We start from the raw sequence: 23,132 nt of genomic DNA, 5'->3' as shown, positions 1-23,132 counted from the left end.
ATGGAAAACTGGTTCCACACGCAGACGCTGCTGATCATCGCGGCCGGCGCCATCGCCACCTATCTCACGCGCATCGGCGGCTATCTCTTCATCATGCGCATGAAGTCCATTCCGCCCCGCGCCGAGGCGGCGCTGAACGCGGTGCCCGCGGCCGTGCTGACCACGCTGGTCGCGCCCGCCGCCGTTACCGGCGGGCTCGACGTCAGCCTCACCCTCGCGGTCGCCTTCCTCCTCGGCCTGCGCATCTCCTTGCTGCCGATGCTGGGCGCGAGCTGGGTCTTCGTGATGATCCTGCGTCACTTCACCGGCTGATCGGGGCCGTCGCCTTATCGAGCCACGCCTTGGCCGCGTCGTCCGAAAGGAGCGGCGCGATCTTCTCGCGCGTTTCGGCATGATAGGCGTTGAGCCAGGCAAGCTCCTCGTCCGTCAGCAGCGCGGGCACGACGAGGCGGCGGTCGATCGGGCAGAAGGTCAGCGTCGCAAAGCCGAGCATGTCCATGTCGCCGCCCTCGATGGCCCCTGCCGGCAGGACGTGGACGAGATTCTCGATGCGGATGCCGAAGCTGCCGGGGCGGTAGTAGCCGGGCTCGTTCGAGAGGATCATGCCGGGCAGCAGCTCCTGCGTGGAGAGCCGCGAGATGCGCTGCGGCCCCTCATGCACCGAAAGATAGGAGCCGACGCCGTGGCCCGTGCCGTGGGCGAAGTCCGCCCCGGCCTTCCAGAGCGCGATGCGGGCGAGGGGATCGAGGTCGCAGCCGCGCGTGCCCTTGGGGAAACGCGCCGTGCTGATGGCGATCATGCCCTTCAGCACCAGCGTGAAGAAGCGCTTCTGCTCCTCCGGCACCGCGCCGATGGCGACCGTGCGGGTGATGTCCGTCGTGCCGTTGACATATTGCGCGCCGGAATCGACGAGGAACATCGTGCCGGGCTCGATCCGCGCATCGGTGTCGGTCGTCACGCGGTAATGCATGATGGCCGCATGGGCGCCCGCGCCGGCGATGGTGTCGAAGGAGACGTCCTTCAGCGGGTTCTGCTGGCGTTCGCCGACGCTGCGGCGCACCGCTTCCAGTTTGGTCGTGACGGCGATCTCGGTCTGCGTGCCCGGCTCCGTGCCGTCGAGCCAGGCGAGGAATTCCACCATGGCCGCCCCGTCCTGGAGATGGGCGTTCGCCGAGCCCTGGAGTTCGACGGCGTTCTTCACGGCGCGGGGCAGGCGGGCGGGATCGGCGGCCTCGACCAGCGTGCCGCCTTTCGTGCGCACGATCTCCGCGATGGCAAAGGCCGCCTGGTCGGGGTCGATGAGGATGCGCTTGCCCTCGGCCGCGAGCGCGGCGAGCTGTTCGTCGAAGGTCGCGGGCGGCAGGAGGTCGGCGAGCTGGGTGAGATAGGCTTCCTGCTCGATGCCGGTCTTGCGCTTGTCGAGGAAGAGGAGCGGGCGGCCGCTCGCCGGGACGATGGCGCGGGCAAGCGGATGGGGCGTGTGCGGCACGTCGCTGCCGCGGATGTTGAAGATCCAGGCGATGGACGAGGGATCGGTGACGGCGAGCACGTCCGCGCCGGCCTTCCGCGTCGCTTCCGCCATCCGTGCAAGCTTGTCCTTCGCCAGTTCCCCGGCATTGTCGACGGTCTGGATCGTCACGCGGCCGAGCGGTTCGGCGGGGCGGTCCGTCCATGCCTTGTCGAGCGGGTTGTGCGGCAGGAAGACGAGCGAACCGCCGAGGCCGGCGAGCGCCTTTTCCAGCCGGCGCACTTCCGCGCCCGTGTGCAGCCACGGGTCGATGCCGAGGCGAAAGCCCTTGGGGCCATGGTTCTGCAGCCACAGATGCGGCGGCTCGCCGACGAGGTCGCCGCCGGTGAAGACCTCCGGGTCGACCTGCTCGGCAAGCTGCGTGACATAGCGGCCGTCGACGAAGACGACCGCCTGCCCCCGCATGACGAGCGCGACGCCGGCCGAGCCGGTGAAGCCCGTCAGCCAGGACAGGCGCTCGGCCGAGGCCGGCACGTATTCGCCCTGGAACTCGTCGGCGCGCGGCACGAGGAATCCGTCGATGCCGAGCGCGTCGAAGGTGGCGCGCAGGGCCTCCGTCCGTTCGCGGCCGTATTGCGGCGTGGAGGTGACGTCGAAACTCTGGAACATGGGGAGGCTTCCGCTAAGGCGATGAATCGTGGGGGCAATCTAGCCCATCGGTCCCTCGCGTCAAAGGTGGGAAAGCGGCGCGCGGCACCCCGAAGTGGTCTTGGATTGGACTTATGCGTCTCACGCATGGCACCCATGTCGCAAAGGGCCTGTCCCGATTTTCGGAATCGATTATAAGCGGCGCCAACGAAGCGAACTTGAAACGCGCTTCAAACGAAACGAAGTGAAAGTTCCTCCAGTCCTTCGTCTCGGGAATGATCGCCGAAAGGCGAAAAGCTAGGTGTTCCGATCAGGCGTCTTGCCGGTCACTCCTCCTCCCTCCTCCGGGAAGGCGCTCGGAACACATAGGCCCGCTTGAGCGCTCCTCCTCCTCAAGCTCGCGGGCATGGCCGGCTTGCCGGTCCATAGGCGGTGCCTCTGGCACCGCCTTTTTCTTTGCCCGCTTCCCTCTCAGCGCCGGTTGTCGAGGTGGATCGTCACCCAGCCCTCGCGCCAGATGGTGTGCACATGGCGAAGGCCCGCGCCGTTATAGGCGGCCAGCACCTTCCAGCGCTGCGAGGCGAGGATGCCCGACAGGATGACGTCGCCGCCCGGCGCAAGCTGCGCGGCAAGCTGCGGGGCCATGCGCATCAGCGGACGGGCGAGGATATTGGCGATGATGAGGTCGAAGGGGCCGTGCCGGCGGAAGGCGGTGGAGTGGAAGCCCGGCGCCGTTTCCAGCGCGATGCCCTCGGCAATGCCGTTGAGGCGCACGTTCTCGCGCGCGACGCGCGTGGCGATCGGGTCGATATCCGTCGCCAGCACCCTGACCGGGGCGAGCTTGCGGGCGGCGATGGCAAGCACGCCGCTGCCGGTGCCGAGGTCGAGCACGCGCCTGACGGTGCGCGCGCGCATGACGGAGAAGATCGTTTCGAGGCAGCCGGCCGTCGTGCCGTGATGGCCGGTGCCGAAGGCCTGGCCGGCGTCGATCTCGATGGCGATCTCGCCGGCCCGCTCGGTGCCGCGGTCGTGCGAGCCGTGCACGACGAAGCGGCCGGCGCGCACCGGCTTCAGCCCTTCCAGCGACTTGGCGATCCAGTCGATGTCCGGCAGTTCCTCACGCTGGATTTCTGCATCGGGAAATTCATCTGCGAGCAGGGCGGCGAAGCGGCCGTGGACCTCCTCTTCGTCCACGCGGAACATGTAGACGGAGGCTTCCCAGATATCCTTCTTCTCGTCGATCTCCATCGTCGCGATGGCGTAGCCGTCTTCCTCGAAGGCGTCGGTCATCAGCGAGAGCGCGGTTTCGGCGCGCTTCTCGGTCGTGGTGATGTAGAGGCGGATTTCGCTCACGGCTCGGGTCCCTGTTGTTTCGGGACCGCCTAGCATGTCCGCCGGCCAAGGGCAAAGGCCGATAGCCGTCGCGTCATCGCTTGATCAGGTTGGCGAGCTTCTGTTCCGCGGTGTCCGGGTTCTCGCCGTAGGCGATGGTGCCGACGAAGCGGCCCGTTCCATCCAGCAGGAAGACGGAGGCCGTGTGGTCCATCGTATAGTCGCCGTCGGGCTTGGCCTCGTCGAGCGGCACCTTGCGGTAGTAGACGCGGAAGCCCTTGACCATCTCCAGCACCTTGTCCACCGGGCCGGAAATGCCGGTGATGCGCTTGGAGACATTGCCGACATACTGGCCGATGATCTCCGGCGTGTCGCGCTCGGGATCGACGGTCACGAAATAAGCCTGCAGCTTCGAGCCGTCGGGGTCGACCTTGTTCAGCCAGCCGTCGAGCTCGAACAGCGTCGTCGGGCAGACTTCCGGGCAATGGGTGAAGCCGAAGAAGAGGGCGGTCGGCTTGCCGGTGAAGGCCTTCTCGGTGATCGGCTTGCCGTCCTGCGCGACGAGCTCGAAGGGAACGCCGAAGGGCCCGCCCGCGACCTCGTCCTTGGTCCGGGTCATTTCCAGCGTCAGCCAGCCGAGCAGGGCGGCGACGACGGCGACGGCAATCCACAATACGATGCGCAGGGTCTTCATGGCGGTCCTTCGGAAGCTGACGATCAGCGTTGACCGGCTTCATAGTCCCTCACGGGAGGGCGCGCAAACGGGCCAATTGCCGCAACGGGAAGGCTCGCGCAATCGTGATCAGAAGCACCAGGACAGGCCGGATTCGGCCATGGCGAGGAAGATCGCGCTGCCGTGCTCCAGCCAGCCGGCAAAGGCGGCGGTCGCGGCCATGACGCCGAGCCCTACCGCGATCAGCGCGGCCGGCAGGAGGGTGTAGCGGCGGGCGGTCTTGTCCATGGCGGCAGTATAGCGGGAAACGCCGAGCCTGTGAACCGCGGCGGAATTCGTCAGATTTTCCTAAAATACCGTTTTCCGCAGCTTTTCCTTAGCTATTGTTTAAGGGTTCCTTGCCATCTTGGGCTACGCGCCAAGGGCCGGTCGGCCCGCTGGACATGACGTCCGCCGCAGGCCGGAAACGGCGGGCAGCGCATTCCAATCCGTTCCGTCGTCGATCGGGAAGAGGTTTTCCCCATGTCCAACGCCATCAAGCAGTCCGGCGCGTATCTCGAAATCGTCTCCTTCCATCTGGGAGAGCAGGAATTCTGCATCGATATCATGGCCATCCGCGAAATCCGCGGCTGGGCGCCCGTGACGCCGATGCCCCATACGCCGCCCTACGTGCTCGGCCTCATCAACCTGCGCGGCGCGGTGATCCCGGTCATCGACATGGCCTGCCGGCTCGGCATGAAGATGACGGAGCCTTCCGAGCGCTCGGCGATCATCGTCACGGACATTGCCGGCAAGCTGGTCGGCCTCCTTGTCGAGCAGGTCTCCGACATGATGACCATCAAGAGCGAGGCGCTCCAGCCGGCGCCGGAGATCATCCCGGAAGCCCAGCGCGCCTTCTGCCGCGGTATCGTGGCGCTGGAAAAGTCGATGGTCTGCTTCCTCAACCTCGACACCGTCATCGCCGACGAACTGGCCCAGGCCGCCTGAGGCCGCCGGAGAATTTCACCCCTTGCGCCCGCCGGCAATCCGGCCGGGCGCTTTCGGCCGTTTGGCGGCCAACGGGGCCGTGCGCACCGTTTCGTGAAAATTCGCCAGGAACCTTACGAGGGGCGACCCGTTTTCTCTCTGCATTCGCAACGAACGAATCAGTGGAGAATGACAATGAACAAGACAGTTACCATCGCCCTCGCGTCGCTTCTGGCCGTGTCTCCGGTAGCAGGTGCGGCTTATGCCCAGGAAACCATGGGAGCCGATACCATGTCGACCGGCGCGATCAGCGCTGACAATGTGAATGTCGTCGTGATCTCCTCGCTCGAAAGCGACCAGTCGCAGCGTCAGGAATTCGACCGCCTGTCCAGCATGGCGAACGACCCGGCAGCCATGGAGAAGGCACAGAGCGAACTCCAGTCCGACCCGACGCTGGCACAGGTTCTCGCTTCCAAGAACGTCCAGCTTCAGAACGTCGTGGAAGTGAAGACGGCGGCCGATGGCGGCAAGATCGTCTACGTCAAGTAAGCGGGACATTTCCCGAAAAGCGCCCCGGCCATGCCGGGGCGTTTTTTACGGCTTGCCCTTCGTCCAGGTGACGTTCTCGCCATAGAGCGGCACGGTGGAGATCGACATCTTGGCGGAGCCGTCCGTCACCTCGCGCGAATGGGCGAGATAGATCAGCGTGTCGTTCGCCTTGTCGTAGACGCGCGTGACGACCAGCGATTTCCAGATCAGCGAAAGCCCGGACTTGAAGACCTCCTCGCCGCCGCGCGAAAGGTCGATGTCGCCGATGGCGATCGGCCCGGTCTGGCGGCAGGCGATGGCGTTGTTCGAGGGATCCTCGAACCAGTTGCCGTTCTTCAGCCGGTCGATGACGCTGCGGTCGAAATAGGTGACGTGGCAGGTGATGCCGGAAATCTTCGGGTCGCTCACCGCGTCGATATAGATGTCGTTGCCGATCCAGTCGACGCCGACCTTGCCGACGGTCTCCGCCGCGGCTGGCAGGGCGGCGAGCGCCAGGAAGCCGGCGGCGATGGCGGTGCTGAGGCGAGGCATGGTCGGCATGGCGGGTCTCCTTGTTCGGCTAACACGTAAGGATGACGGCCCGCCGTCTGCAAGGTGCTACGTCAGGATTTTGCGGCGGCGATGGTCGCGCGCACGGCGTCCCTGTCCGTCAGGGTCAGCTCGTATTCGCGGTCCTTCTCCGTGCCGCCCATGCCGACATGCGGATTGCGGAAGGCCATGCCGCTCGGCACGGTTTTCAGCGCCGCGAAATGCATTTCCGTAAGGCCCGCCCCGTCGCGCACCGTGCGGATGTTTCCGGCGTCGAGCGCGCCGCAGCCCATGACGACGATGCGGCCGGCCGCCTGCTCGACGGCGCTTTTCAGGATCGCGATGCCTTCCACGGCCGTGTCGCGCTGGCCGGAGGTCAGCACGCGGTCGACGCCGCAGCGGACCAGCGCTTCCAGTGCTTCATGGGCGTCGGCGGTCATATCGAAGGCGCGGTGGCAGGTGACGGACATGGGCCGCGCCGCCTCGACCAGCGCCTTCGTGCGGGCCTCGTCGATCTTCCCGTCCGGCGTCAGGCAGCCGATGACGACGCCCGCAACACCCTCCTCGCGCAGCGCCTTGACGTCCTCGACCATGCTGGCGAACTCGGCATCGGAATAAAGGAAATCGCCACCGCGCGGGCGGATGATGACGTGGACGGGGATTTTCGCCGCCTTTACCGCGGCGCGGATGGTGGCAAGGCTCGGCGTCAGGCCGCCTTCCATCAGGCTGGCGCACAGCTCCACCCGGTCGGCGCCGGCTTCCTGCGCGGCGAGGAAGCCGTCGATGCCTTCCACGCACAGTTCGATGAGGGGCTTTGCCATGATGGCCTCCGCCGGTTGGTCAGGCTTCGCGCCAGACGGTTTTCAGGAGCCGCAGCCAGTTCTCGCGGCAGAGTTTTGCAAGGTCGTCCTCGCCGTAGCCTGCCGCGCGCAGCGCCTCGACCAGCGCCTGGCTGCCGGCCGCATCGCCGACGGCGGCGGGGATCGTCGCGCCGTCGAAATCCGAGCCGAGTGCCACGCAGTCGATGCCCATGCGCTCGACCATGTGGTCGATGTGGCGCACCATGTCGGAAAGCGGCGTGTCGGTGTTTTCGAGGCCATCGGCGCGCAGCATGGTGGTGGCGTAGTTGAGGCCGGCAATGCCCTTGCGTTCGCGGATGGCGTCGAGCTGGCGGTCGGTGAGGTTGCGCGAGATCGGCGTCAGGGCATGGGCGTTGGAATGGGTGGCGACGAGCGGCTGCGTGCTTTCGCGCGCCACGTCCCAGAAGCCCTGCTCGGTGATGTGGGCAAGGTCGATCATGATGCCGAGCCGGTCGCATTCCTTCACCAGCGCGACGCCCGCGGCGGTGAGGCCGGGGCCGGTATCGGGCGAGGAGGGGAAGGCGAAGGGCACGCCATGGCCGAAGCGGTTGTGCCGGCTCCAGACGGGGCCGAGTGAGCGTAGGCCCGCGGCATAGAGCGTTTCGAGCGTCGCAAGGTCGCCGGCGATGGGCTCGCAGCCTTCGATATGGAGGACGGCGGCGAAGCGGCCCTTGTCCATCGCGGCGCGGATATCGGCGGTGGAGCGGCAGATGGCGAGCGCGTCCGCGCGCTCCAGCCGGAAGGCGATGGCGGCCATCTCCAGGGCGGTGTTGAGGGCTGCGGGCTGCTCCAGCGGGCCGACCATCGGGATGTTGTAGTGGCCGTTTGCGTCGAGCTCGCGCGCGGGATAGTCGCCGTTCGGCGGGATGAACATGGCGCAGAAGCCGCCGGCAAGCCCGCCCTTCTTCGCGCGCGGCGCGTCGATATGGCCCTCGTTCGTGCCGTCGACGAACTCGGCGACCGGATCGGCCCCGAGTTTGGCGTGCTCCCAAAGGCGCAGGAGAACGTCGTTGTGGCCGTCGAAGATCAGTTGCATGGTGCCGCTCCTATCCTTGTCCGGCCCGGTAGAGCCGATTCCGCCGCCATCCGCAAGGACGGCGGCGATGTCTCAGGCGGCGAAGACCGGCGTGCCGGCGATCCAGGTGGAGACGACCGCGACATTGCCGTCGATGACGGCGAAGTCCGCGTCGTGGCCATGGGTCAGGCGGCCCTTGCGGCCGGTCATGCCGATCGCCTCGGCGGGATAGAGCGAGGCCATGCGCAGCGCTTCCTCCAGCTCGATGCCGACCGTGTCGCGCATGTAGCGCACGCAGGAGGCCATATCGATGTCGGCGCCGGCCAGCGTGCCGTCGGCGAGCGTCAGGCGGCCGCCCTCGCGAAAGATCTCGCGGCCGTTGAGGAAGAAGCTCGTCATGTCCGTTCCCATCGGCGACATGGCGTCGGTGACGAGGAAGATACGGCCGGGGCCGCGCTTGGCCCGCAGCGCCGTGCGGATGGCGGCGGGGTGGACATGGAAGCCGTCGGCGATGAGCCCGGCGCTGACATGGCCGAGGTCGAGCGTGGCGCCGACCATGCCGGGCTCGCGGTTGCCGAGCTGGCTCATGGCGTTGAAGAGGTGGGTCACCACTTGGGCGCCCGCCTCGACGGCGGCGGTCGCGGTCGCATAGCCGCTGTCGGAATGGCCGAGGCTGACGGTGACGCCCGCCGATGCGAGCCTTGCGATCTGCTCGTTGCTGGCGTTTTCCGGGGCGAGCGTCGTCAGCAGCGCTTCGAGGCCCTTGCGCGCAGTCACGGTGCGTTCGAGGTCCGCTTCCTCCATCGGGCGGATGAGGGCCGGATCATGCGCGCCCTTGCGGGCGATGGAAAGGTGCGGACCTTCCAGATGCAGGCCGAGGAAGCCGGGCACGGCCGCCGCGCGCGCGGCAAGGCCGGCGGCGATGGCCTCTTCCGTCACTTCGGGCGTGTCGGTGATGAGGGTCGGCAGGAGGGCGGTCGTGCCGAAGCGGGCATGGGCCGCGCAGATGCTGCGGATGCCCTCGACGTCGCGCTGTTCGTTGAGCAGCACGCCGCCGCCGCCGTTGACCTGGAGATCGACGAAGCCGGGAACCAGCGAGAGGCCGTCCATCGGCACGATATGGGCCTCGGCCGGCACGTCGCGCAGCAGCGCGATGGCGGCGACCTTGCCGTCCTCGATGACGAGCGCATGATGCTCGTGCCAGAGGTCCCCGTCGAAAATGCGGGCGCCGGTAATTGCGGTGAGCGCTGTCATCGGGTTTCCGTCACTTTCTTGAGGTTGACCGGCTTGTCCGGATCGAGGCCGCGCCCGCGCGACCAGGCTTCCACGAAGCCGTAGAAGGGCACGATGAGCGCGAGCGCGTCGGTGATCGGGTGGCCGGTGGCGACGAAGGGCAGTTTTCGCGCGCTTTTGGCGCCGGCGGCGGTGATGCCGACATAGGCACCGCGCTCGGCAAGGCTGTCGGCCATGCCGGTGACGGAGGCTTCCGCCGCATCCCGCGCGGCAAGTGCGATGACCGGAAAGGCGGGGCCGACGAGGGCGACCGGGCCGTGCAGCACCTCGGCCGAGGAATAGGCCTCCGCATGCATGCCTGAGGTCTCCTTGAACTTCAGCGCCGCCTCGCTGGCAATCGCAAGGCCGGGGCCGCGGCCGAGCACGTAGAGCGACTGGGCGTCGCGCAGGTCGCCGGCAAGCTCGGACCAGTCGAGCGCCACCGCCTTGGCGAACTGCTCGGGAAGGTCCTTCACGGCGCGGTCGAGCGCGGCGTCGCCGGTCCATTCGGCGAGCACGGCAAGGCCGGCGACGATGGAGTTGACGTAGGATTTCGTCGCCGCGACGGAAAGCTCCGGCCCTGCGCAAAGGTCGAGCGAATGGGCGCAGGCCTCGGCGAGCGGTGAGGGCAGCGTGTTGGTGAGCGCGATGGAGACCGCGCCGCCCTTCGTCGCGCCCTCGGCCATGGCGACGATGTCCGGGCTCTTGCCGGACTGCGAGATGGCGATGGCGGCGGCCCCGCCGAGCTTCAGCTTCGCGCCGTAGATCGAGGCGAGCGAGGGGCCGAGGGAGGCGACCGGCCGGCCGGCCGTCAGCTCGATGGCGTATTTCAGGAAGAGGGCGGCATGGTCGGAAGAGCCGCGGGCGACCGTCACGAAGAACTGCGGGTCGCGCTCGCGCAGCGCCTTGCCGGCGGCGGCGATGGCGCTTGCCGAATTTGCCAGGAGGCGTGCCGCCGCTTCGGGGATTTCGTTGATCTCTTTCAGCATGTTGGTCTGCATGGAAGTCCCTTTGCGATTGGTCACGTCTCGGAGAGCGTGAGTTCGGCGACGAAGTCGTAGGCGTCGCCCCGGTAGATGGAGCGGGTGAACTCGACCACCCGGCCGCTGCGAAGATAGGAGACCCGCTCGATGGACAGCCCCGCCGAGCCGGGCGGCACGCCGAGGATCGAGGCGTCGGGGTCCTTCATGTTGTAGGCGGAGATGCGCTGGACGGCGCGCACCGGCCGGCAGCCGCGCTTTTCCAGCGCGGAATAGAGCGAATCGCCGACCTGCAGCGGATCGGGCAGGAACTCGGCGGAGATGCAGGCGCGCTCAATGGCGAGCGGCATGCTGTCGGCGATGCGCAGGCGCCCGAGCCGCGCCACCAGCGCATCGGCCGGCAGGCCGAGCATCATCATCTCGTCCGGCGAGGGGTGGAAGAGGCCGCGGTCGAGCCATTCGGCGCGCGTCGTGAGGCCGCGGCGCGCCATGTCCTCGGTAAACGAGGTGAGGCGGGAGAGCGACTGCTGCACCTTTGAAACGGGCTTGGCGACGAAGGTGCCGGAGCCGTGGCGGCGCACCAGAAGGCCGTCCTTGACGAGGTCGTCGACGGCCTTGCGCACGGTCACGCGGCTGACATTGGCGTGGTCGGCAAGGTCGCGCTCGGCCGGCAGCGCATCGCCGTAGTTCAGCTTGCCGGAGGTGATGGCATCCTCCAGCGTCTGGCGCAGCTTGACGTAGAGCGGGCCGGGTACGCCCGATTGCAGGCTTTCCGGCGGCAGGATGGCGGAAAGGGGCGTCGTCATGCGGCGGCTCCCCGGCGTTCGGCATGGCCCTTGGCGGCGAGCGCCACGGCGCCGGTCAGCGCGTCGGCCTCCGCTTCCACCAGGTTCGCGCGGTGCTGCTCGGAAAGCCAGGGCGGATAGATCGCCGCAAGGCCGCCGAGCAGGCACAGGCGCGGTGCGCCCGCGAAAGCCATGATGGCGTCGAGAGATTCGTTCACTGCCGTTGCGCCCGCCCTGACGAGGGCGACGGCCTGCGGATCGCCGCGGCCGGCATGGTCGAAGAGGAGGGGCGCGAAGCGGCCGAAATCGCCGGGCTTGGAGAGGCGGGCGAATTCGACGATGCCGCGCGGGTCGCCCTTGAATTCCTCCAGCACGGCGTCGGTCACGCCGGAGCGCGGATGCACGCCGTCATGGGCGAGCAGCGCTTCCTGGAGGAGGGCGTGGCCGAGGCGGGCGCCGCCGCCGAGGTCGCTGACCGTGAAGCCCCAGCCGCCGATATAGCGGATGGCACCGGCCTTGCGCGCCATGTAGATGGCGCCGGTGCCGAGGATCGCCACGGCCCCTTCGCCGTCGCCGATCGCGCCCTGGAGGGCGATCAGGCCGTCGGAATCGATGTCGGTATGGCGGAAGGGCAGGCGGTCGCGCACGTAGCGGGTCAGGTCGCCGACATTGGTGCCGGCAAGGCCGAGGAAGGCGGAGGCGCCGCCGACGCCGGCCTCGTCGAGGCCCGCGTCGCGGAAGGCGGCCTTCGCCGCCTCCGTGATGGAGATGATGGCGTTGTTCGGGTCGGTCAGGATATTGGCCGCGCCGCTCTTGCCGCGCCCGAGAATGATGCCGTCCGGGCGCGCGACCGCCGCGCGGCAGCTCGTTCCCCCACCGTCGATACCGAGAATATGGTCAGTCATGGGCACCTCCATGAACAACGATACCAAAAAAATACCAATAACCAAGGGGTATGGTGGTATCGAAAAGGTGCTTTGGCATAGAGCATTGATTTTAATGGAATAAAATATTCTGAGACAAAAAAGTGGTCTCAAAAATTAATTTCCTATGGACAATTGGTATTTTTTTGGCATTAATTTCGGCCAGAGGAGAAACGAAATGGCCGCAGGCAGGACCGAAGGCAGGCATGATCACGCGACCGGGCTGGACGAACGTCGGCCCGTGGATGCGTTGAAAGTGCTCGCGGATGGCCAGAAGGCCGCCGCCGCCGTAGTGGACGCCGCGCTCGGCGATATCGCCGCCGCGTCCCGCCTTGCCGCTGACGCGCTTTCCTCGGGTGGCCGCCTTGTTTACGCCGGCGCCGGCAGCTCCGGCCTGATGGCCATGGCCGACGCGCTCGAGCTTCCCGGCACCTACGGCATTTCCCGCGACCGCATCGTCATCCTGCTTGCCGGCGGCGCCGCGAGCCTCGAAGACCTCGCGGGCGGCTACGAGGACGACCGCGCCCTCGCCCTGACGGATGCCGCGGCAACCGATATCGGTCCCGGCGACTGCGTCATCGCGGTTTCGGCCAGCGGCAGCACACCCTATGTGCTGGAAATCGCGGCATACGCGAAGGGGGAGGGCGCCCGCCTCGTTGCGATGGCGAACAATCCCGGCGCGGCGCTCTTTGCCGGCGCGGACGTCTCGATCCTGTTGCAGACGCCGTCGGAGGTGATTTCCGGCTCCACGCGCATGGGTGCGGGCACGGCGCAGAAGATCGCCTTCAACCTGTTTTCCACGCTCGTCGGCATCCATCTCGGCCACGTCCACGACGGCCACATGGTCAATCTCAAGGCCGACAACATCAAACTGAAGGGGCGGGCCTGCCGTATCGTCTCCGACATCTCCGGTGTCGGGCTCGACGAGGCCGAACGCCTTCTCACGCGCTCCGAAGGCTCGGTCAAGGCGGCCGTGCTGCTGGCCGCGGGGGCGAAGGATGCCGGTGCCGCGCAGGCGGTGCTGGACCGGTCGGGGCAAAGCCTCCGGCGCGCCCTCAAGGCTCTCGGATAACCAAGATCTCAAAACGCGCTGCGGCGCATAAAAGGGGAGAATGCAATGACACGCAACGCAATCAAGGGTCTGCTCCTTGCCACGAGCATCCTCGGCACGGCCGGGATCGCCCAGGCGGCGGACACCACGCTGACCGTCGAAAGCTGGCGTAACGACGACCTGTCGATCTGGCAGGAAAAGATCATCCCGGCCTTCGAAGCCAAGAACCCGGGCATCAAGGTCGTCTTCGCGCCGACCGCGCCGACCGAGTACAACGCCGCCCTCAACGCCAAGCTCGACGCGGGCTCGGCCGGCGACCTCATCACCTGCCGTCCGTTCGACGCCTCGCTCGAGCTCTTCAACAAGGGTCACCTTGCCGGCCTCAACGACCTGCCGGGCATGGAGAACTTCTCCGACGTCGCCAAGTCCGCATGGACGACGGACGACGGTGCGACGACCTTCTGCGTGCCGATGGCCTCGGTCATCCACGGCTTCATCTACAACAAGGACGCCTTCGACCAGCTCGGCCTGAAGGTTCCGGCGACGGAAGCCGAATTCTTCGACGTCCTCGAGAAGATCAAGGCCGAAGGCAGCTACATCCCGATGGCGATGGGCACCAAGGACCTCTGGGAAGCCGCCACCATGGGCTACCAGAATATCGGCCCGACCTACTGGAAGGGCGAGGAAGGCCGCAAGGCGCTCATCAAGGGCGAGCAGAAGCTGACCGACGAGGGCTGGGTCGAGCCGTTCCGCGTTCTGGCCAAGTGGAAGGACTACCTCGGCGACGGCTTCGAGGCGCAGACCTATCCGGACAGCCAGAACCTCTTCACGCTTGGCCGCGCGGCCATCTACCCGGCCGGCTCGTGGGAAATCGGCCTGTTCAACACGCAGGCCCAGTTCAAGATGGGCGCCTTCCCGCCGCCGGTGAAGAATGCCGGCGACACCTGCTACATCTCGGACCACAACGACATCGGCATCGGCCTCAACGCCAAGAGCGCCAATGCGGACGCCGCCAAGAAGTTCCTGAGCTTCGTCGCCTCGCCGGAATTCGCCGACATCTACGCCAACTCGCTGCCGGGCTTCTTCAGCCTGAACTCGACGGCCGTGAAGATGAACGACCCGCTGGCGCAGGAATTCGTTTCCTGGCGTGAGAAGTGCAAGCCGACGATCCGCTCGACCTACCAGATCCTGTCGCGCGGCACGCCGAACCTCGAAAACGAGACCTGGACGGAATCGGCCAACGTCATCAACGGCACCGACACGCCGGAACAGGCCGCCGAAAAGCTCCAGAAGGGCCTCGACAGCTGGTACAAGCCGGCCAAGTAAGCCTTCCGTTCGGCTGCTGAACTCTGCTTGAGGGACAGGCGCTTGCCTGTCCCGGTCCTCTCCCCGCCAATCCGGGGAGAGGGACTTCCGGCGGCGCGGCTCGAAACGACGGGCGCCAGGCCGTTTCCTCCGTCCCGGTGGACAGAGGATGCCGAAAGGCAAATTCGGGGCGCGGCCCCGCTACTAATGTGTATGCTGAAATCGTCATGTGCGGCAGGCCTGCCGCGCACGGCATCCGCGCATGCGGATTTCCTGGAACAACAACCGGAGGGGCAGGCTGGGCCATGAGCGACATACCTTCTACCCATGATGAAATGCAGCCGATCAGACGGCCGGTGCGCTGGCATGTCGGCGTCTTCCTGCTGCCGGCCCTCATCGTCTACACGGCGGTCATGATCCTGCCGCTCATCGAGACGCTGCGCCTTTCGCTGTTCAACACGGTGGACGGCCAGTCGACCTTCGTGGGCCTCGGCAACTTCAAGGTGCTGTTCGGCGACGAGCGCTGGGCGCACGACTTCTGGAACGCGCTGAAGAACAACTTCGTCTTCTTCACGATCCACATGCTCGTGCAGAACCCGATCGGCGTGGCGCTCGCGGCTATGCTGTCGCTGCCGAAGCTGCGCTTTGCCGCCTTCTACCGCACGGCGATCTTCCTGCCGACGCTGCTCTCCTTCGTCATCGTCGGCTTCATCTGGAAGCTGATCCTCTCGCCGATCTGGGGCGTCTCGCCCTTCCTGCTGGATGTCGTCGGCCTGAAGTCGCTGTTCTCGCCCTGGCTCGGCAAGCCGAATTCGGCGCTCATCGCCGTCTCGCTCATTTCGGTCTGGCAATATGTCGGCATCCCGATGATGCTGATCTATGCCGCGCTCCTCAACATCCCGGACGAGGTGATCGAGGCGGCCGAATGCGACGGCGTGACCGGCTGGAGCCAGTTCTTCAAGATCAAGCTGCCGCTGATCCTGCCCGCCATCGGCATCATCTCGATCCTCACCTTCGTCGGCAACTTCAACGCCTTCGACCTCATCTACACCGTGCAGGGCGCGCTTGCCGGGCCGGACGGCTCGACGGACATCCTCGGCACGCTGCTCTATCGCACCTTCTTCGGTTTCCAGCTCCAGCTCGGCGACCGCTCGATGGGCGCGACGATCGCGACGGTCATGTTCCTCATCATCCTCGCCGGCGTCTCGCTCTATCTCTTCGTCATCCAGCGGCGCATGCGTCGCTACCAGTTCTGACCGGGAGGGGCTGACATGTCCAAGGCACGCAATTCGCTCACCCGCACGTCGCTCGTCCACCTCGCACTGATCGGCTATGCGATCATCTCGGTCTTCCCGGTGTTCCTGACGATCATCAACTCGATGAAGGCGCGCAACGCGATCTTCCGCAACCCGATGCAGCTTCCGACGCCCGAGACCTTCGACCTCGTCGGCTACACCACGGTTCTGGGGCAGGGGGATTTCGTCAACTACTTCCAGAACAGCTTTATCGTCACGGTGGTCTCCATCGCGCTCGTGCTGCTCTTCGGCGCCATGGCCGCCTTCGCGCTCTCCGAATACCGCTTCCGCGGCAACACGCTGATGGGCCTCTATCTTGCCATCGGCATCATGATCCCGATCCGCCTCGGCACCGTCGCGATCCTCCAGGGCATGGTGGCGACGGGGCTCGTCAACACGCTGACGGCGCTGATCCTCGTCTATACCGCGCAGGGCATTCCGCTCGCCGTCTTCATCCTCTCGGAATTCATGCGGACCGTCTCCGACGACCTCAAGAATGCCGGGCGCATCGACGGGCTTTCGGAATATTCGATCTTCTTCCGCCTCGTGCTGCCGCTCGTCAGGCCTGCCATGGCGACGGTGGCGGTCTTCACGATGATCCCGATCTGGAACGACCTGTGGTTCCCGCTGATCCTCGCCCCGAGCGAGGCGACCAAGACGGTGACGCTGGGCTCGCAGATCTTCATCGGCCAGTTCGTCACCAACTGGAACGCGGTGCTCGCGGCGCTGTCGCTGGCGATCTTCCCGGTCCTCGTCCTCTACCTCGTCTTCTCGCGGCAACTGATCCGCGGCATCACCTCGGGAGCTGTAAAGTGAGTTCTGCCATGACCCCCATTCGCGTTCTTTCGGCCGGTCTCGGCAACATGGGCAGGAGCCACGCGCTCGCCTATCACGAAAACCCGGGCTTCGAGATTATCGGTCTCGTCAACCGCTCGAAGGTTCCGGTGCCGGAAGGGCTCGAAGGCTACGAGATCCTGCCGTCCTTCCACGAGGCTCTTGCGGAACTGAAGCCGGAGCTCTGCTCGATCAACACCTATTCGGACAGCCATGCCGAATATGCCATCGCGGCGATGGAGGCGGGCGCCCATGTCTTCGTGGAAAAGCCGCTGGCCACCACGGTGGCCGATGCCGAGCGCGTCGTCGCCTGTGCGCGGGCCAACGGCCGCAAGCTGATCGTCGGCTATATCCTGCGCCACCATCCTTCCTGGATGCGGCTCATCGCGGAGGCCCGCAAGCTCGGCGGTCCCTACGTCTTCCGCATGAACCTGAACCAGCAGTCGAGCGGGGCTACATGGGCGACGCACAAGGCGTTGCTCCAGACGACGCCTCCCATCGTCGACTGCGGCGTGCACTATGTCGACGTGATGTGCCAGATCACCGATGCGAAGCCCGTCGAGGTGCGCGGCATGGGCCTTCGCCTCTCCGACGAGATCCGGCCGGACATGTACAACTACGGCCATCTCCAGGTCCTCTTCGACGACGGCTCGCTCGGCTGGTACGAGGCGGCCTGGGGGCCGATGATCTCGGAAACGGCCTTCTTCGTGAAGGACGTCATGTCGCCGAACGGTTCGGTCTCCATCGTCATGGACCCGAACGCCAAGTCGGACGACATCGACACCCACACCAAGACGGCGGTGATCCGCCTGCACAATGCGGCGACCGGACCGGACGGGAAATTCCTGTCGCCGGACGAGGATCTGAGGATGGCGGGCGAACCCGGCCACCAGGAACTGTGCGACCGCGAGCAGGCCTTCGTGCTGAAGGCGATCCGCGAGGATGTCGATCTCTCGCGCCACATGGACGACGCGGTGCAGTCGCTGAGGATCTGCCTGGCGGCCGACGAAAGTGTCAGAACCGGCCAGCCGGTCAAGCTCTAAGGGGATATCGATGGGCTCTCTTCAACTGAAATCCGTACGCAAGTCCTTCGGCTCCGTCGACGTGCTCAAAGGCATCGACCTCGACGTGAAGGACGGCGAGTTCGTCATCTTCGTCGGCCCGTCCGGCTGCGGCAAGTCCACGCTGCTGCGCATCATCGCCGGGCTCGACGACGCCACCTCCGGCTCGATCACCATCGACGGCGCGGAAGTCGTCAGCGTGCCGCCGGCCAAGCGCGGCATCGCCATGGTGTTCCAGTCCTACGCGCTCTATCCGCACCTGTCGGTAAAGGACAATATGGGCCTCGGCCTCAAGCAGGCCGGCACGCCGAAGGCCGAGATCGACAAGCGGATCGACAGGGCCTCGGCCATGCTGTCGCTCGAAAAGTACCTCGCCCGGCGCCCGGCCGAGCTTTCCGGCGGCCAGCGTCAGCGCGTCGCCATCGGCCGCGCCATCGTGCGCGAGCCCAAGCTCTTCCTCTTCGACGAGCCGCTCTCCAACCTCGACGCGGCGCTGCGCGTCAACACGCGTCTCGAGATCGCCCGGCTACACCGGGAGCTGAAGGCCACCATGATCTACGTCACGCACGACCAGGTCGAGGCGATGACGCTGGCGGACAAGATCGTGGTGCTCGATGCCGGCGTCGTCCAGCAGGTCGGCTCGCCGATGGAGCTCTACAACCGCCCGGCAAACCTCTTCGTCGCCGGCTTCATCGGCTCGCCGGGCATGAACTTCATCGACGCGGCCCGCCTCGGCGTTGCGGATGCGCGCACCGTCGGCGTGCGCCCGGAGCATCTTTCGCTCTCGCGCGAGGCCGGCGAATGGCAGGGCAAGGTGGTGCATGTCGAGCATCTCGGCGCCGACACGATCGTCTACCTGGAATCGGACAAGGTCGGCACCATCACGGCCCGCCTCTTCGGCGAGCATCACTACGAGCCCGGCGAGACGATCTTCGCAACGCCGGCCGAGGGCCAGACGCACCGTTTCGACGAGAACGGCCACGCTATACGTTGAGGACCCTCATCACAATTTCGTGATCGGGGCGGATTGCGGCGTGCCGGCCGTAATCGGCGATTGTCAAATGGCAAACTTTAACATACAGCCTTGTCGGTATGTTGCGATGCGGTGATCTTCCGGTCACCGCATCGACTCGTTTTCAGCACCCAGCCGGTGCTTGGCCGGCATCGCCTATGGAAGATCCCATGCGTTTCACGAGACCGATTTCGATTGCGACCCTTGGCGCCCTGCTCATTCTTGCCGGCTGCAACGACGAGCAGCAGCAGGGCGGCGGCTTTGCCTTTCCGCCGCCGCAGGTGGCCGTCATCACCGTGAAGGCCGAGGACGTGCCGATCACCAACGACCTGCCGGGCCGCATCGCCGCCACGCGCGTTGCGGAAGTGCGCCCGCGCGTTTCCGGCATCGTCGTCGAGCGCGTCTTCGAGCAGGGCTCGCAGGTCAAGGAAGGCGACGTGCTCTACCGCATCGATCCCGCACCGTTCCAGGTGCAGGTCGACAGCGCCGAGGCGACGCTGCGCCGGGCCAAGGCCGTGCAGACGCAGGCGCGGGTGGATTCCGAACGCCAGGAGCAGCTCAAGAAGTCGAACGTCGCCTCGGCCCAGGCCTATGACGACGCCATCGCCAAGCTCGCCCAGGCCGATGCCGACGTTGCCATCGCCCAGGCCGGCCTCGAAACGGCCAGGCTCAATCTCCAGTATGCCGACGTGAAGGCGCCGATCAGCGGCCGCATCGGCCGCGCGCTCATCACGGAAGGCGCGCTGGTCTCGGCGGGCGGCACGGAAAACCTCGCCACGATCCAGCAGCTCGATCCGGTCTATGCCGACTTCACCCAGTCGGCGACGGACCTCATCCGCCTGCGCAAGGCCCTGCAGGACGGCGCGCTGATGGCCGACAACAATTCCGCCGACGTCAAGCTGATGCTCGACGACGGCACGGAATATCCGCATCCGGGCAAGCTCCTGTTCTCCGAAGCCGCCGTCGACGAGACGACCGGCCAGGTGACGCTGCGCGGCGAATTCCCGAACCCGGACGGCGACCTCTTGCCGGGCATGTATGTGCGCGTGCTGATCGAGCAGGGCATCGAGAAGGGCGCCGTGCTCGTGCCGCAGCAGGCCGTGCAGCGCGACTCCTCGGGCGGCGCGCTCGTCTACGTCGTTTCCGCCGACAACAAGGCCGGCATCCGCAACGTGCGCGTCGGCCGTGCCTCCGGCACGCGCTGGGTCATCACGGACGGCCTGAAGGGCGGCGAGAAGATCATCGTCGAAGGCTTCCAGAAGGTGCAGCCGGGCGCGGAAGTCGTTCCGTCCGAATGGGACCCCAACGCGGCGGCGGAGGCCCAGAAGGCGCAGGCCGAGGGCGCGAAGGCTGACGATGCGAAGGCTGGCGAAGCCGGCAAGGCCGAAGGCGGCGATGCCGCCAAGACCGAGCAGGCCAAGTAAGGATCCGACGATGCCCAGTTTCTTCATCGACAGGCCGATCTTCGCCTGGGTCGTCGCGATCTTCATCATGATCGCCGGCGCCATCGCCATCCCGCTCCTGCCGGTCGCGCAGTATCCGGACGTCGCCCCGCCGCAGATTTCGGTGCGCACGACCTATTCCGGCGCCTCCTCGCAGGACACCTACCAGAGCGTCACCAAGCTCATCGAGGATGAGCTGAACGGCGTCGAGGGCCTGCTCTATTTCGAGTCCTCCTCGAGCGCCGCCGGCTCCGCCGAGATCAACATCACCTTCGCGCCGGGCACCGACCCGTCGCAGGCTTCCGTCGACGTGCAGAACCGCGTCAGCCGCGTCGAGCCGCGCCTGCCCGATTCCGTGCGCCGCCAGGGCGTGCAGGTCGAGGAGGCCGGCTCCGGCTTCCTTCTGATCGTCGCGCTCACCTCCACCGACGGCTCGATGGACGCCATCAGCCTCGGCGACTACCTGAACCGCAACGTTCTGTCGGAAATCCAGCGCGTGCCCGGCGTCGGCCGCGCGCAGCTCTTCGCCACGCAGCGCTCCATGCGCATCTGGCTCGATCCGGCCAAGATGCTCGGCCTGAACCTCACCGCCGCGGACGTCACCGCCGCCGTGCAGGCGCAGAACGCGCAGATCGCCGCCGGCTCCATCGGCGCCCAGCCGAACCCGATCACCCAGCAGATCGCCGCGCCCGTCAACATCAAGGGCCAGCTCACGACGCCGGAGGAGTTCGGCGCCATCGTGCTGCGCGCCAATGCGGACGGCTCTGCCGTGCGCCTGCGCGACGTCGCGCGCGTCGAGGTGGGCGGCGAGAACTATTCGTTCTCCACGCGCCTCAACGGCCAGCCCTCCGCCGCCATCGGCGTGCAGCTCTCGCCGACCGGCAACGCCATGGAGACCTCCGCGGCGATCAAGGCGCGCATGGACGAACTGGCGCAGTTCTTCCCGCCGGGCCTCGAATACTCGATCCCCTACGACACCTCGCCGTTCGTGAAGGTGTCGATCGAGAAGGTCGTGCACACGCTGCTCGAAGCCGTCGGCCTCGTGTTCCTCGTGATGTTCCTGTTCCTGCAGAACATCCGCTACACGATCATCCCGACGCTCGTCGTTCCCGTCGCGCTGCTCGGCACCTGCGCCGTCATGCTCGCCATGGGCTTCTCGATCAACGTGCTCACCATGTTCGCCATGGTGCTCGCCATCGGCATCCTCGTCGACGATGCGATCATCGTCGTGGAGAACGTCGAGCGCATCATGTCGGAAGAGGGCCTGCCGCCGAAGGAGGCGACCCGCAAGGCGATGAAGCAGATCACCGGCGCCGTCATCGGCATCACGCTGGTGCTCGCCTCGGTGTTCATCCCGATGGGCTTCTTCCCGGGCGCGGTCGGCGTCATCTACCAGCAGTTCTCGCTGACCATGGTGGTCTCGATCCTCTTCTCGGCCTTCCTCGCCCTGTCGCTGACCCCGGCGCTCGCCGGCAGCTTCCTCAAGCAGGTTCCCAAGGGGCACCATCACGAGAAGCGCGGCTTCTTCGGCTGGTTCAACCGCGGCTTTGCCCGGACCTCGAAGAGCTATAGCGGCGGCATCGGGTGGCTCGTGCGCCGCACCGGCCGCTTCATGGTCATCTATCTCGCGATCCTGGCGGGCCTCGGCTACATGTTCGTGAAGCTGCCGTCCTCGTTCCTGCCGGACGAGGACCAGGGCTTCGTCATCGTCATGATGCAGCTTCCCTCGGAAGCGACCGGCCACCGCACGGACGACGTGCTGGCCAAGACCGAGAAGATCTTCGGCCAGGAACCCGCGGTCGACACCATCGTCGGCATCAACGGCTTCTCGTTCTTCGGCGCGGGCCAGAATGCCGGCCTTGCCTTCGTGACGCTGAAGGACTGGTCCGAGCGCGGGCCGGACAATTCGGCCCAGTCGATCGCCGGCCGCGCGACCATGGCGATGAGCCAGATCAAGGACGCGATCAGCTTCGCACTGTCGCCGCCGCCGATCCAGGGCCTCGGCACGACGGGGGGCTTCTCCTTCCGCCTGCAGGACCGCGCCGGCCTCGGCGCCGAGGCGCTTGCCGCCGCGCGCGACCAGCTTCTCGGCCTTGCCGCCCAGAGCAACGTCGTTCAGGGCGTGCGCTTCGACGGCATGCCGGATGCGGCCCAGGTCAACATCGTCATCGACCGCGAGAAGGCCAACACCTTCGGCGTGACCTTCGCGGACATCAACACGACGATCTCGACCAATCTCGGCTCGACCTACGTCAACGACTTCCCGAATGCCGGGCGCATGCAGCGCGTGACGGTGCAGGCGGACCAGAACGAGCGCATGCAGGTCGCCGACCTCCTCAACCTCAACGTCCGCAATTCCAAGGGCGGCATGGTGCCGATCTCCTCCTTCGCGACGGCGGAATGGGTGAAGGCGCCGACGCAGACCGTGGGCTACAACGGCTATCCGTCGATCCGCATCAGCGGCGACACCAAGCCGGGCTTCTCCTCGGGCGATGCGATCGCGGAAATGGAGCGGCTTGCCGGCCAGCTTCCGCCGGGCTTCGGCTATGAGTGGACGGGCCAGTCGCTGCAGGAGATCCAGTCGGGCTCGCAGGCGCCGATCCTCATCGGCCTCTCGTGCCTCCTGGTGTTCCTCTGCCTTGCGGCGCTCTACGAGAGCTGGTCGATCCCGCTCGCGGTCATCCTCGTCGTGCCGCTCGGCGTCATCGGCGCGGTCATCGCCGTCACGCTGCGCGACATGTCGAACGACGTCTACTTCAAGGTGGGCCTCATCGCGATCATCGGCCTTTCGGCGAAGAACGCGATCCTGATCATCGAGTTCGCCAAGGAGCTGATGGCGGATGGGCGCTCGCTGGTCGAGGCGACCATCGAGGCCTGCCACCTGCGCTTCCGCCCGATCCTGATGACCTCGCTCGCCTTCACGCTCGGCGTTCTGCCGCTCGCCATCGCCACGGGCGCAAGCTCGGGCAGCCAGCGCGCCATCGGCACCGGCGTCATGGGCGGCATGATCACCGCGACGGTGCTCGCCATCTTCTTCGTGCCGGTCTTCTTCGTCTTCGTGATGAAGCTGTTCGGCTACGGCAAAAAGAAGGAGGAGCCGGCTCCGGCGGCAGGTCCCGCGGAGTAGGCCGCC

Annotated in this window: 22 protein-coding genes; 11 read left to right on the top strand and 11 right to left on the bottom strand. The window is 66.5% G+C overall.

Annotated elements, in window-relative coordinates; genetic code table 11:
* Window positions 1-312 carry an AzlD family protein gene (locus HNQ66_RS01555; protein ID WP_184140455.1) on the top strand — a complete coding sequence of 104 codons (312 nt, stop codon included), beginning with the start codon at window positions 1-3 and terminating at the stop codon, window positions 310-312.
* Here HNQ66_RS01555 and HNQ66_RS01550 read toward each other — a convergent pair.
* The 4 genes from HNQ66_RS01550 to HNQ66_RS01535 form a co-directional block, all read right to left on the bottom strand.
* Complete coding sequence (locus HNQ66_RS01550; protein ID WP_184140149.1) at window positions 302-2,137, bottom strand: aminopeptidase P family protein; 1,836 nt, start codon at window positions 2,135-2,137, stop codon at window positions 302-304. The two genes, HNQ66_RS01555 and HNQ66_RS01550, sit on opposite strands and share 11 nt — an antisense overlap.
* A 450-nt stretch (window positions 2,138-2,587) precedes the next feature.
* A complete protein-coding gene (locus tag HNQ66_RS01545; RefSeq protein ID WP_184140147.1) occupies window positions 2,588-3,469 on the bottom strand; it encodes a 50S ribosomal protein L11 methyltransferase in 882 nt (293 codons plus the stop codon).
* A 73-nt stretch (window positions 3,470-3,542) separates the two neighbouring features.
* The gene (locus HNQ66_RS01540) at window positions 3,543-4,142 is read right to left on the bottom strand and encodes an SCO family protein (protein WP_184140145.1); all 600 of its coding nucleotides are present in this window, start codon (window positions 4,140-4,142) and stop codon (window positions 3,543-3,545) included.
* Between the two features lie 108 nt (window positions 4,143-4,250).
* Entirely contained in the window at window positions 4,251-4,409 is a 159-nt protein-coding gene (locus tag HNQ66_RS01535; protein WP_184140482.1) for a hypothetical protein, read from the bottom strand.
* A 234-nt stretch (window positions 4,410-4,643) separates the two neighbouring features.
* Here HNQ66_RS01535 and HNQ66_RS01530 point away from each other — a divergent pair, with 234 nt between their 5' ends.
* Window positions 4,644-5,108, top strand: coding sequence for a chemotaxis protein CheW (locus tag HNQ66_RS01530; RefSeq protein ID WP_117366518.1), 465 nt, complete (start codon window positions 4,644-4,646; stop codon window positions 5,106-5,108).
* A 174-nt stretch (window positions 5,109-5,282) separates the two neighbouring features.
* Window positions 5,283-5,636 (top strand): hypothetical protein, encoded by a 354-nt coding sequence (locus HNQ66_RS01525; RefSeq protein ID WP_184140143.1) that lies wholly within the window; start codon window positions 5,283-5,285, stop codon window positions 5,634-5,636.
* Between the two features lie 45 nt (window positions 5,637-5,681).
* Here HNQ66_RS01525 and HNQ66_RS01520 read toward each other — a convergent pair whose 3' ends face one another.
* The 7 genes from HNQ66_RS01520 to HNQ66_RS01490 all read right to left on the bottom strand — a co-directional run bounded on the left by HNQ66_RS01520 (window position 5,682) and on the right by HNQ66_RS01490 (window position 11,981).
* Window positions 5,682-6,167: a CreA family protein gene (locus tag HNQ66_RS01520; RefSeq protein WP_184140453.1), complete on the bottom strand. Its 486-nt coding sequence runs from the start codon at window positions 6,165-6,167 to the stop codon at window positions 5,682-5,684.
* Between the two features lie 71 nt (window positions 6,168-6,238).
* On the bottom strand, window positions 6,239-6,985 hold the full coding sequence (locus HNQ66_RS01515; RefSeq protein WP_184140141.1) for a copper homeostasis protein CutC: 747 nt from the start codon (window positions 6,983-6,985) through the stop codon (window positions 6,239-6,241).
* A gap of 19 nt (window positions 6,986-7,004) precedes the next feature.
* Window positions 7,005-8,060 (bottom strand): dipeptidase, encoded by a 1,056-nt coding sequence (locus tag HNQ66_RS01510; protein ID WP_184140139.1) that lies wholly within the window; start codon window positions 8,058-8,060, stop codon window positions 7,005-7,007.
* A gap of 72 nt (window positions 8,061-8,132) precedes the next feature.
* Window positions 8,133-9,293: an N-acetylglucosamine-6-phosphate deacetylase gene (nagA, locus tag HNQ66_RS01505; protein ID WP_184140137.1), complete on the bottom strand. Its 1,161-nt coding sequence runs from the start codon at window positions 9,291-9,293 to the stop codon at window positions 8,133-8,135.
* Window positions 9,290-10,312: an SIS domain-containing protein gene (locus HNQ66_RS01500; RefSeq protein WP_184140136.1), complete on the bottom strand. Its 1,023-nt coding sequence runs from the start codon at window positions 10,310-10,312 to the stop codon at window positions 9,290-9,292. The genes nagA and HNQ66_RS01500 overlap by 4 nt, the downstream gene beginning before the upstream one ends.
* 20 nt (window positions 10,313-10,332) lie before the next feature.
* Window positions 10,333-11,097 (bottom strand): GntR family transcriptional regulator, encoded by a 765-nt coding sequence (locus HNQ66_RS01495; protein WP_184140134.1) that lies wholly within the window; start codon window positions 11,095-11,097, stop codon window positions 10,333-10,335.
* Window positions 11,094-11,981, bottom strand: a complete 888-nt coding sequence (locus HNQ66_RS01490; RefSeq protein ID WP_184140132.1) for a glucosamine kinase nucleotide-binding domain-containing protein — start codon at window positions 11,979-11,981, stop codon at window positions 11,094-11,096. Before HNQ66_RS01490 ends, HNQ66_RS01495 begins: the two co-directional genes overlap by 4 nt.
* A 196-nt stretch (window positions 11,982-12,177) precedes the next feature.
* Between HNQ66_RS01490 and HNQ66_RS01485 the strand changes: the two genes are divergently transcribed.
* The 8 genes from HNQ66_RS01485 to HNQ66_RS01450 all read left to right on the top strand — a co-directional run bounded on the left by HNQ66_RS01485 (window position 12,178) and on the right by HNQ66_RS01450 (window position 23,126).
* Complete coding sequence (locus HNQ66_RS01485) at window positions 12,178-13,071, top strand: N-acetylmuramic acid 6-phosphate etherase (RefSeq protein WP_184140130.1); 894 nt, start codon at window positions 12,178-12,180, stop codon at window positions 13,069-13,071.
* A 45-nt stretch (window positions 13,072-13,116) separates the two neighbouring features.
* On the top strand, window positions 13,117-14,376 hold the full coding sequence (locus tag HNQ66_RS01480) for an ABC transporter substrate-binding protein (protein ID WP_184140128.1): 1,260 nt from the start codon (window positions 13,117-13,119) through the stop codon (window positions 14,374-14,376).
* A gap of 284 nt (window positions 14,377-14,660) precedes the next feature.
* On the top strand, window positions 14,661-15,611 hold the full coding sequence (locus tag HNQ66_RS01475; protein WP_184140126.1) for a carbohydrate ABC transporter permease: 951 nt from the start codon (window positions 14,661-14,663) through the stop codon (window positions 15,609-15,611).
* 15 nt (window positions 15,612-15,626) lie between these two features.
* Window positions 15,627-16,466: a carbohydrate ABC transporter permease gene (locus HNQ66_RS01470; protein WP_184140124.1), complete on the top strand. Its 840-nt coding sequence runs from the start codon at window positions 15,627-15,629 to the stop codon at window positions 16,464-16,466.
* Between the two features lie 8 nt (window positions 16,467-16,474).
* Complete coding sequence (locus HNQ66_RS01465) at window positions 16,475-17,527, top strand: Gfo/Idh/MocA family protein (protein WP_210308630.1); 1,053 nt, start codon at window positions 16,475-16,477, stop codon at window positions 17,525-17,527.
* Between the two features lie 10 nt (window positions 17,528-17,537).
* Entirely contained in the window at window positions 17,538-18,539 is a 1,002-nt protein-coding gene (locus HNQ66_RS01460) for an ABC transporter ATP-binding protein (RefSeq protein WP_184140120.1), read from the top strand.
* A gap of 188 nt (window positions 18,540-18,727) precedes the next feature.
* On the top strand, window positions 18,728-19,981 hold the full coding sequence (locus HNQ66_RS01455) for an efflux RND transporter periplasmic adaptor subunit (RefSeq protein WP_484592964.1): 1,254 nt from the start codon (window positions 18,728-18,730) through the stop codon (window positions 19,979-19,981).
* Between the two features lie 10 nt (window positions 19,982-19,991).
* Entirely contained in the window at window positions 19,992-23,126 is a 3,135-nt protein-coding gene (locus tag HNQ66_RS01450) for an efflux RND transporter permease subunit (protein WP_184140116.1), read from the top strand.
* Window positions 23,127-23,132: the final 6 nt, after the last annotated feature.

Origin of the sequence: Shinella fusca, from assembly GCF_014203155.1 — a bacterium.
Classification (GTDB): Bacteria; Pseudomonadota; Alphaproteobacteria; order Rhizobiales; family Rhizobiaceae; genus Shinella; species Shinella fusca.
The sequence above is the reverse complement of the archived record's forward strand: the minus strand, read 5'-3'. Positions and strand labels throughout refer to the sequence as shown.

Excerpts from the sequence above, each read along its gene's own strand:
- HNQ66_RS01555 (WP_184140455.1), top strand. The coding sequence starts at position 1 with ATGGAAAACTGGTTCCACACGCAGACGCTGCTGATCATCGCGGCCGGC.
- HNQ66_RS01550 (WP_184140149.1), bottom strand. The coding sequence starts at position 2,137 with ATGTTCCAGAGTTTCGACGTCACCTCCACGCCGCAATACGGCCGCGAA.
- HNQ66_RS01540 (WP_184140145.1), bottom strand. The coding sequence starts at position 4,142 with ATGAAGACCCTGCGCATCGTATTGTGGATTGCCGTCGCCGTCGTCGCC.
- HNQ66_RS01535 (WP_184140482.1), bottom strand. The coding sequence starts at position 4,409 with ATGGACAAGACCGCCCGCCGCTACACCCTCCTGCCGGCCGCGCTGATC.
- HNQ66_RS01530 (WP_117366518.1), top strand. The coding sequence starts at position 4,644 with ATGTCCAACGCCATCAAGCAGTCCGGCGCGTATCTCGAAATCGTCTCC.
- HNQ66_RS01525 (WP_184140143.1), top strand. The coding sequence starts at position 5,283 with ATGAACAAGACAGTTACCATCGCCCTCGCGTCGCTTCTGGCCGTGTCT.
- HNQ66_RS01520 (WP_184140453.1), bottom strand. The coding sequence starts at position 6,167 with ATGCCTCGCCTCAGCACCGCCATCGCCGCCGGCTTCCTGGCGCTCGCC.
- HNQ66_RS01515 (WP_184140141.1), bottom strand. The coding sequence starts at position 6,985 with ATGGCAAAGCCCCTCATCGAACTGTGCGTGGAAGGCATCGACGGCTTC.
- HNQ66_RS01510 (WP_184140139.1), bottom strand. The coding sequence starts at position 8,060 with ATGCAACTGATCTTCGACGGCCACAACGACGTTCTCCTGCGCCTTTGG.
- nagA (WP_184140137.1), bottom strand. The coding sequence starts at position 9,293 with ATGACAGCGCTCACCGCAATTACCGGCGCCCGCATTTTCGACGGGGAC.
- HNQ66_RS01500 (WP_184140136.1), bottom strand. The coding sequence starts at position 10,312 with ATGCAGACCAACATGCTGAAAGAGATCAACGAAATCCCCGAAGCGGCG.
- HNQ66_RS01495 (WP_184140134.1), bottom strand. The coding sequence starts at position 11,097 with ATGACGACGCCCCTTTCCGCCATCCTGCCGCCGGAAAGCCTGCAATCG.
- HNQ66_RS01490 (WP_184140132.1), bottom strand. The coding sequence starts at position 11,981 with ATGACTGACCATATTCTCGGTATCGACGGTGGGGGAACGAGCTGCCGC.
- HNQ66_RS01485 (WP_184140130.1), top strand. The coding sequence starts at position 12,178 with ATGGCCGCAGGCAGGACCGAAGGCAGGCATGATCACGCGACCGGGCTG.
- HNQ66_RS01480 (WP_184140128.1), top strand. The coding sequence starts at position 13,117 with ATGACACGCAACGCAATCAAGGGTCTGCTCCTTGCCACGAGCATCCTC.
- HNQ66_RS01475 (WP_184140126.1), top strand. The coding sequence starts at position 14,661 with ATGAGCGACATACCTTCTACCCATGATGAAATGCAGCCGATCAGACGG.
- HNQ66_RS01470 (WP_184140124.1), top strand. The coding sequence starts at position 15,627 with ATGTCCAAGGCACGCAATTCGCTCACCCGCACGTCGCTCGTCCACCTC.
- HNQ66_RS01465 (WP_210308630.1), top strand. The coding sequence starts at position 16,475 with ATGACCCCCATTCGCGTTCTTTCGGCCGGTCTCGGCAACATGGGCAGG.
- HNQ66_RS01460 (WP_184140120.1), top strand. The coding sequence starts at position 17,538 with ATGGGCTCTCTTCAACTGAAATCCGTACGCAAGTCCTTCGGCTCCGTC.
- HNQ66_RS01455 (WP_484592964.1), top strand. The coding sequence starts at position 18,728 with ATGCGTTTCACGAGACCGATTTCGATTGCGACCCTTGGCGCCCTGCTC.
- HNQ66_RS01450 (WP_184140116.1), top strand. The coding sequence starts at position 19,992 with ATGCCCAGTTTCTTCATCGACAGGCCGATCTTCGCCTGGGTCGTCGCG.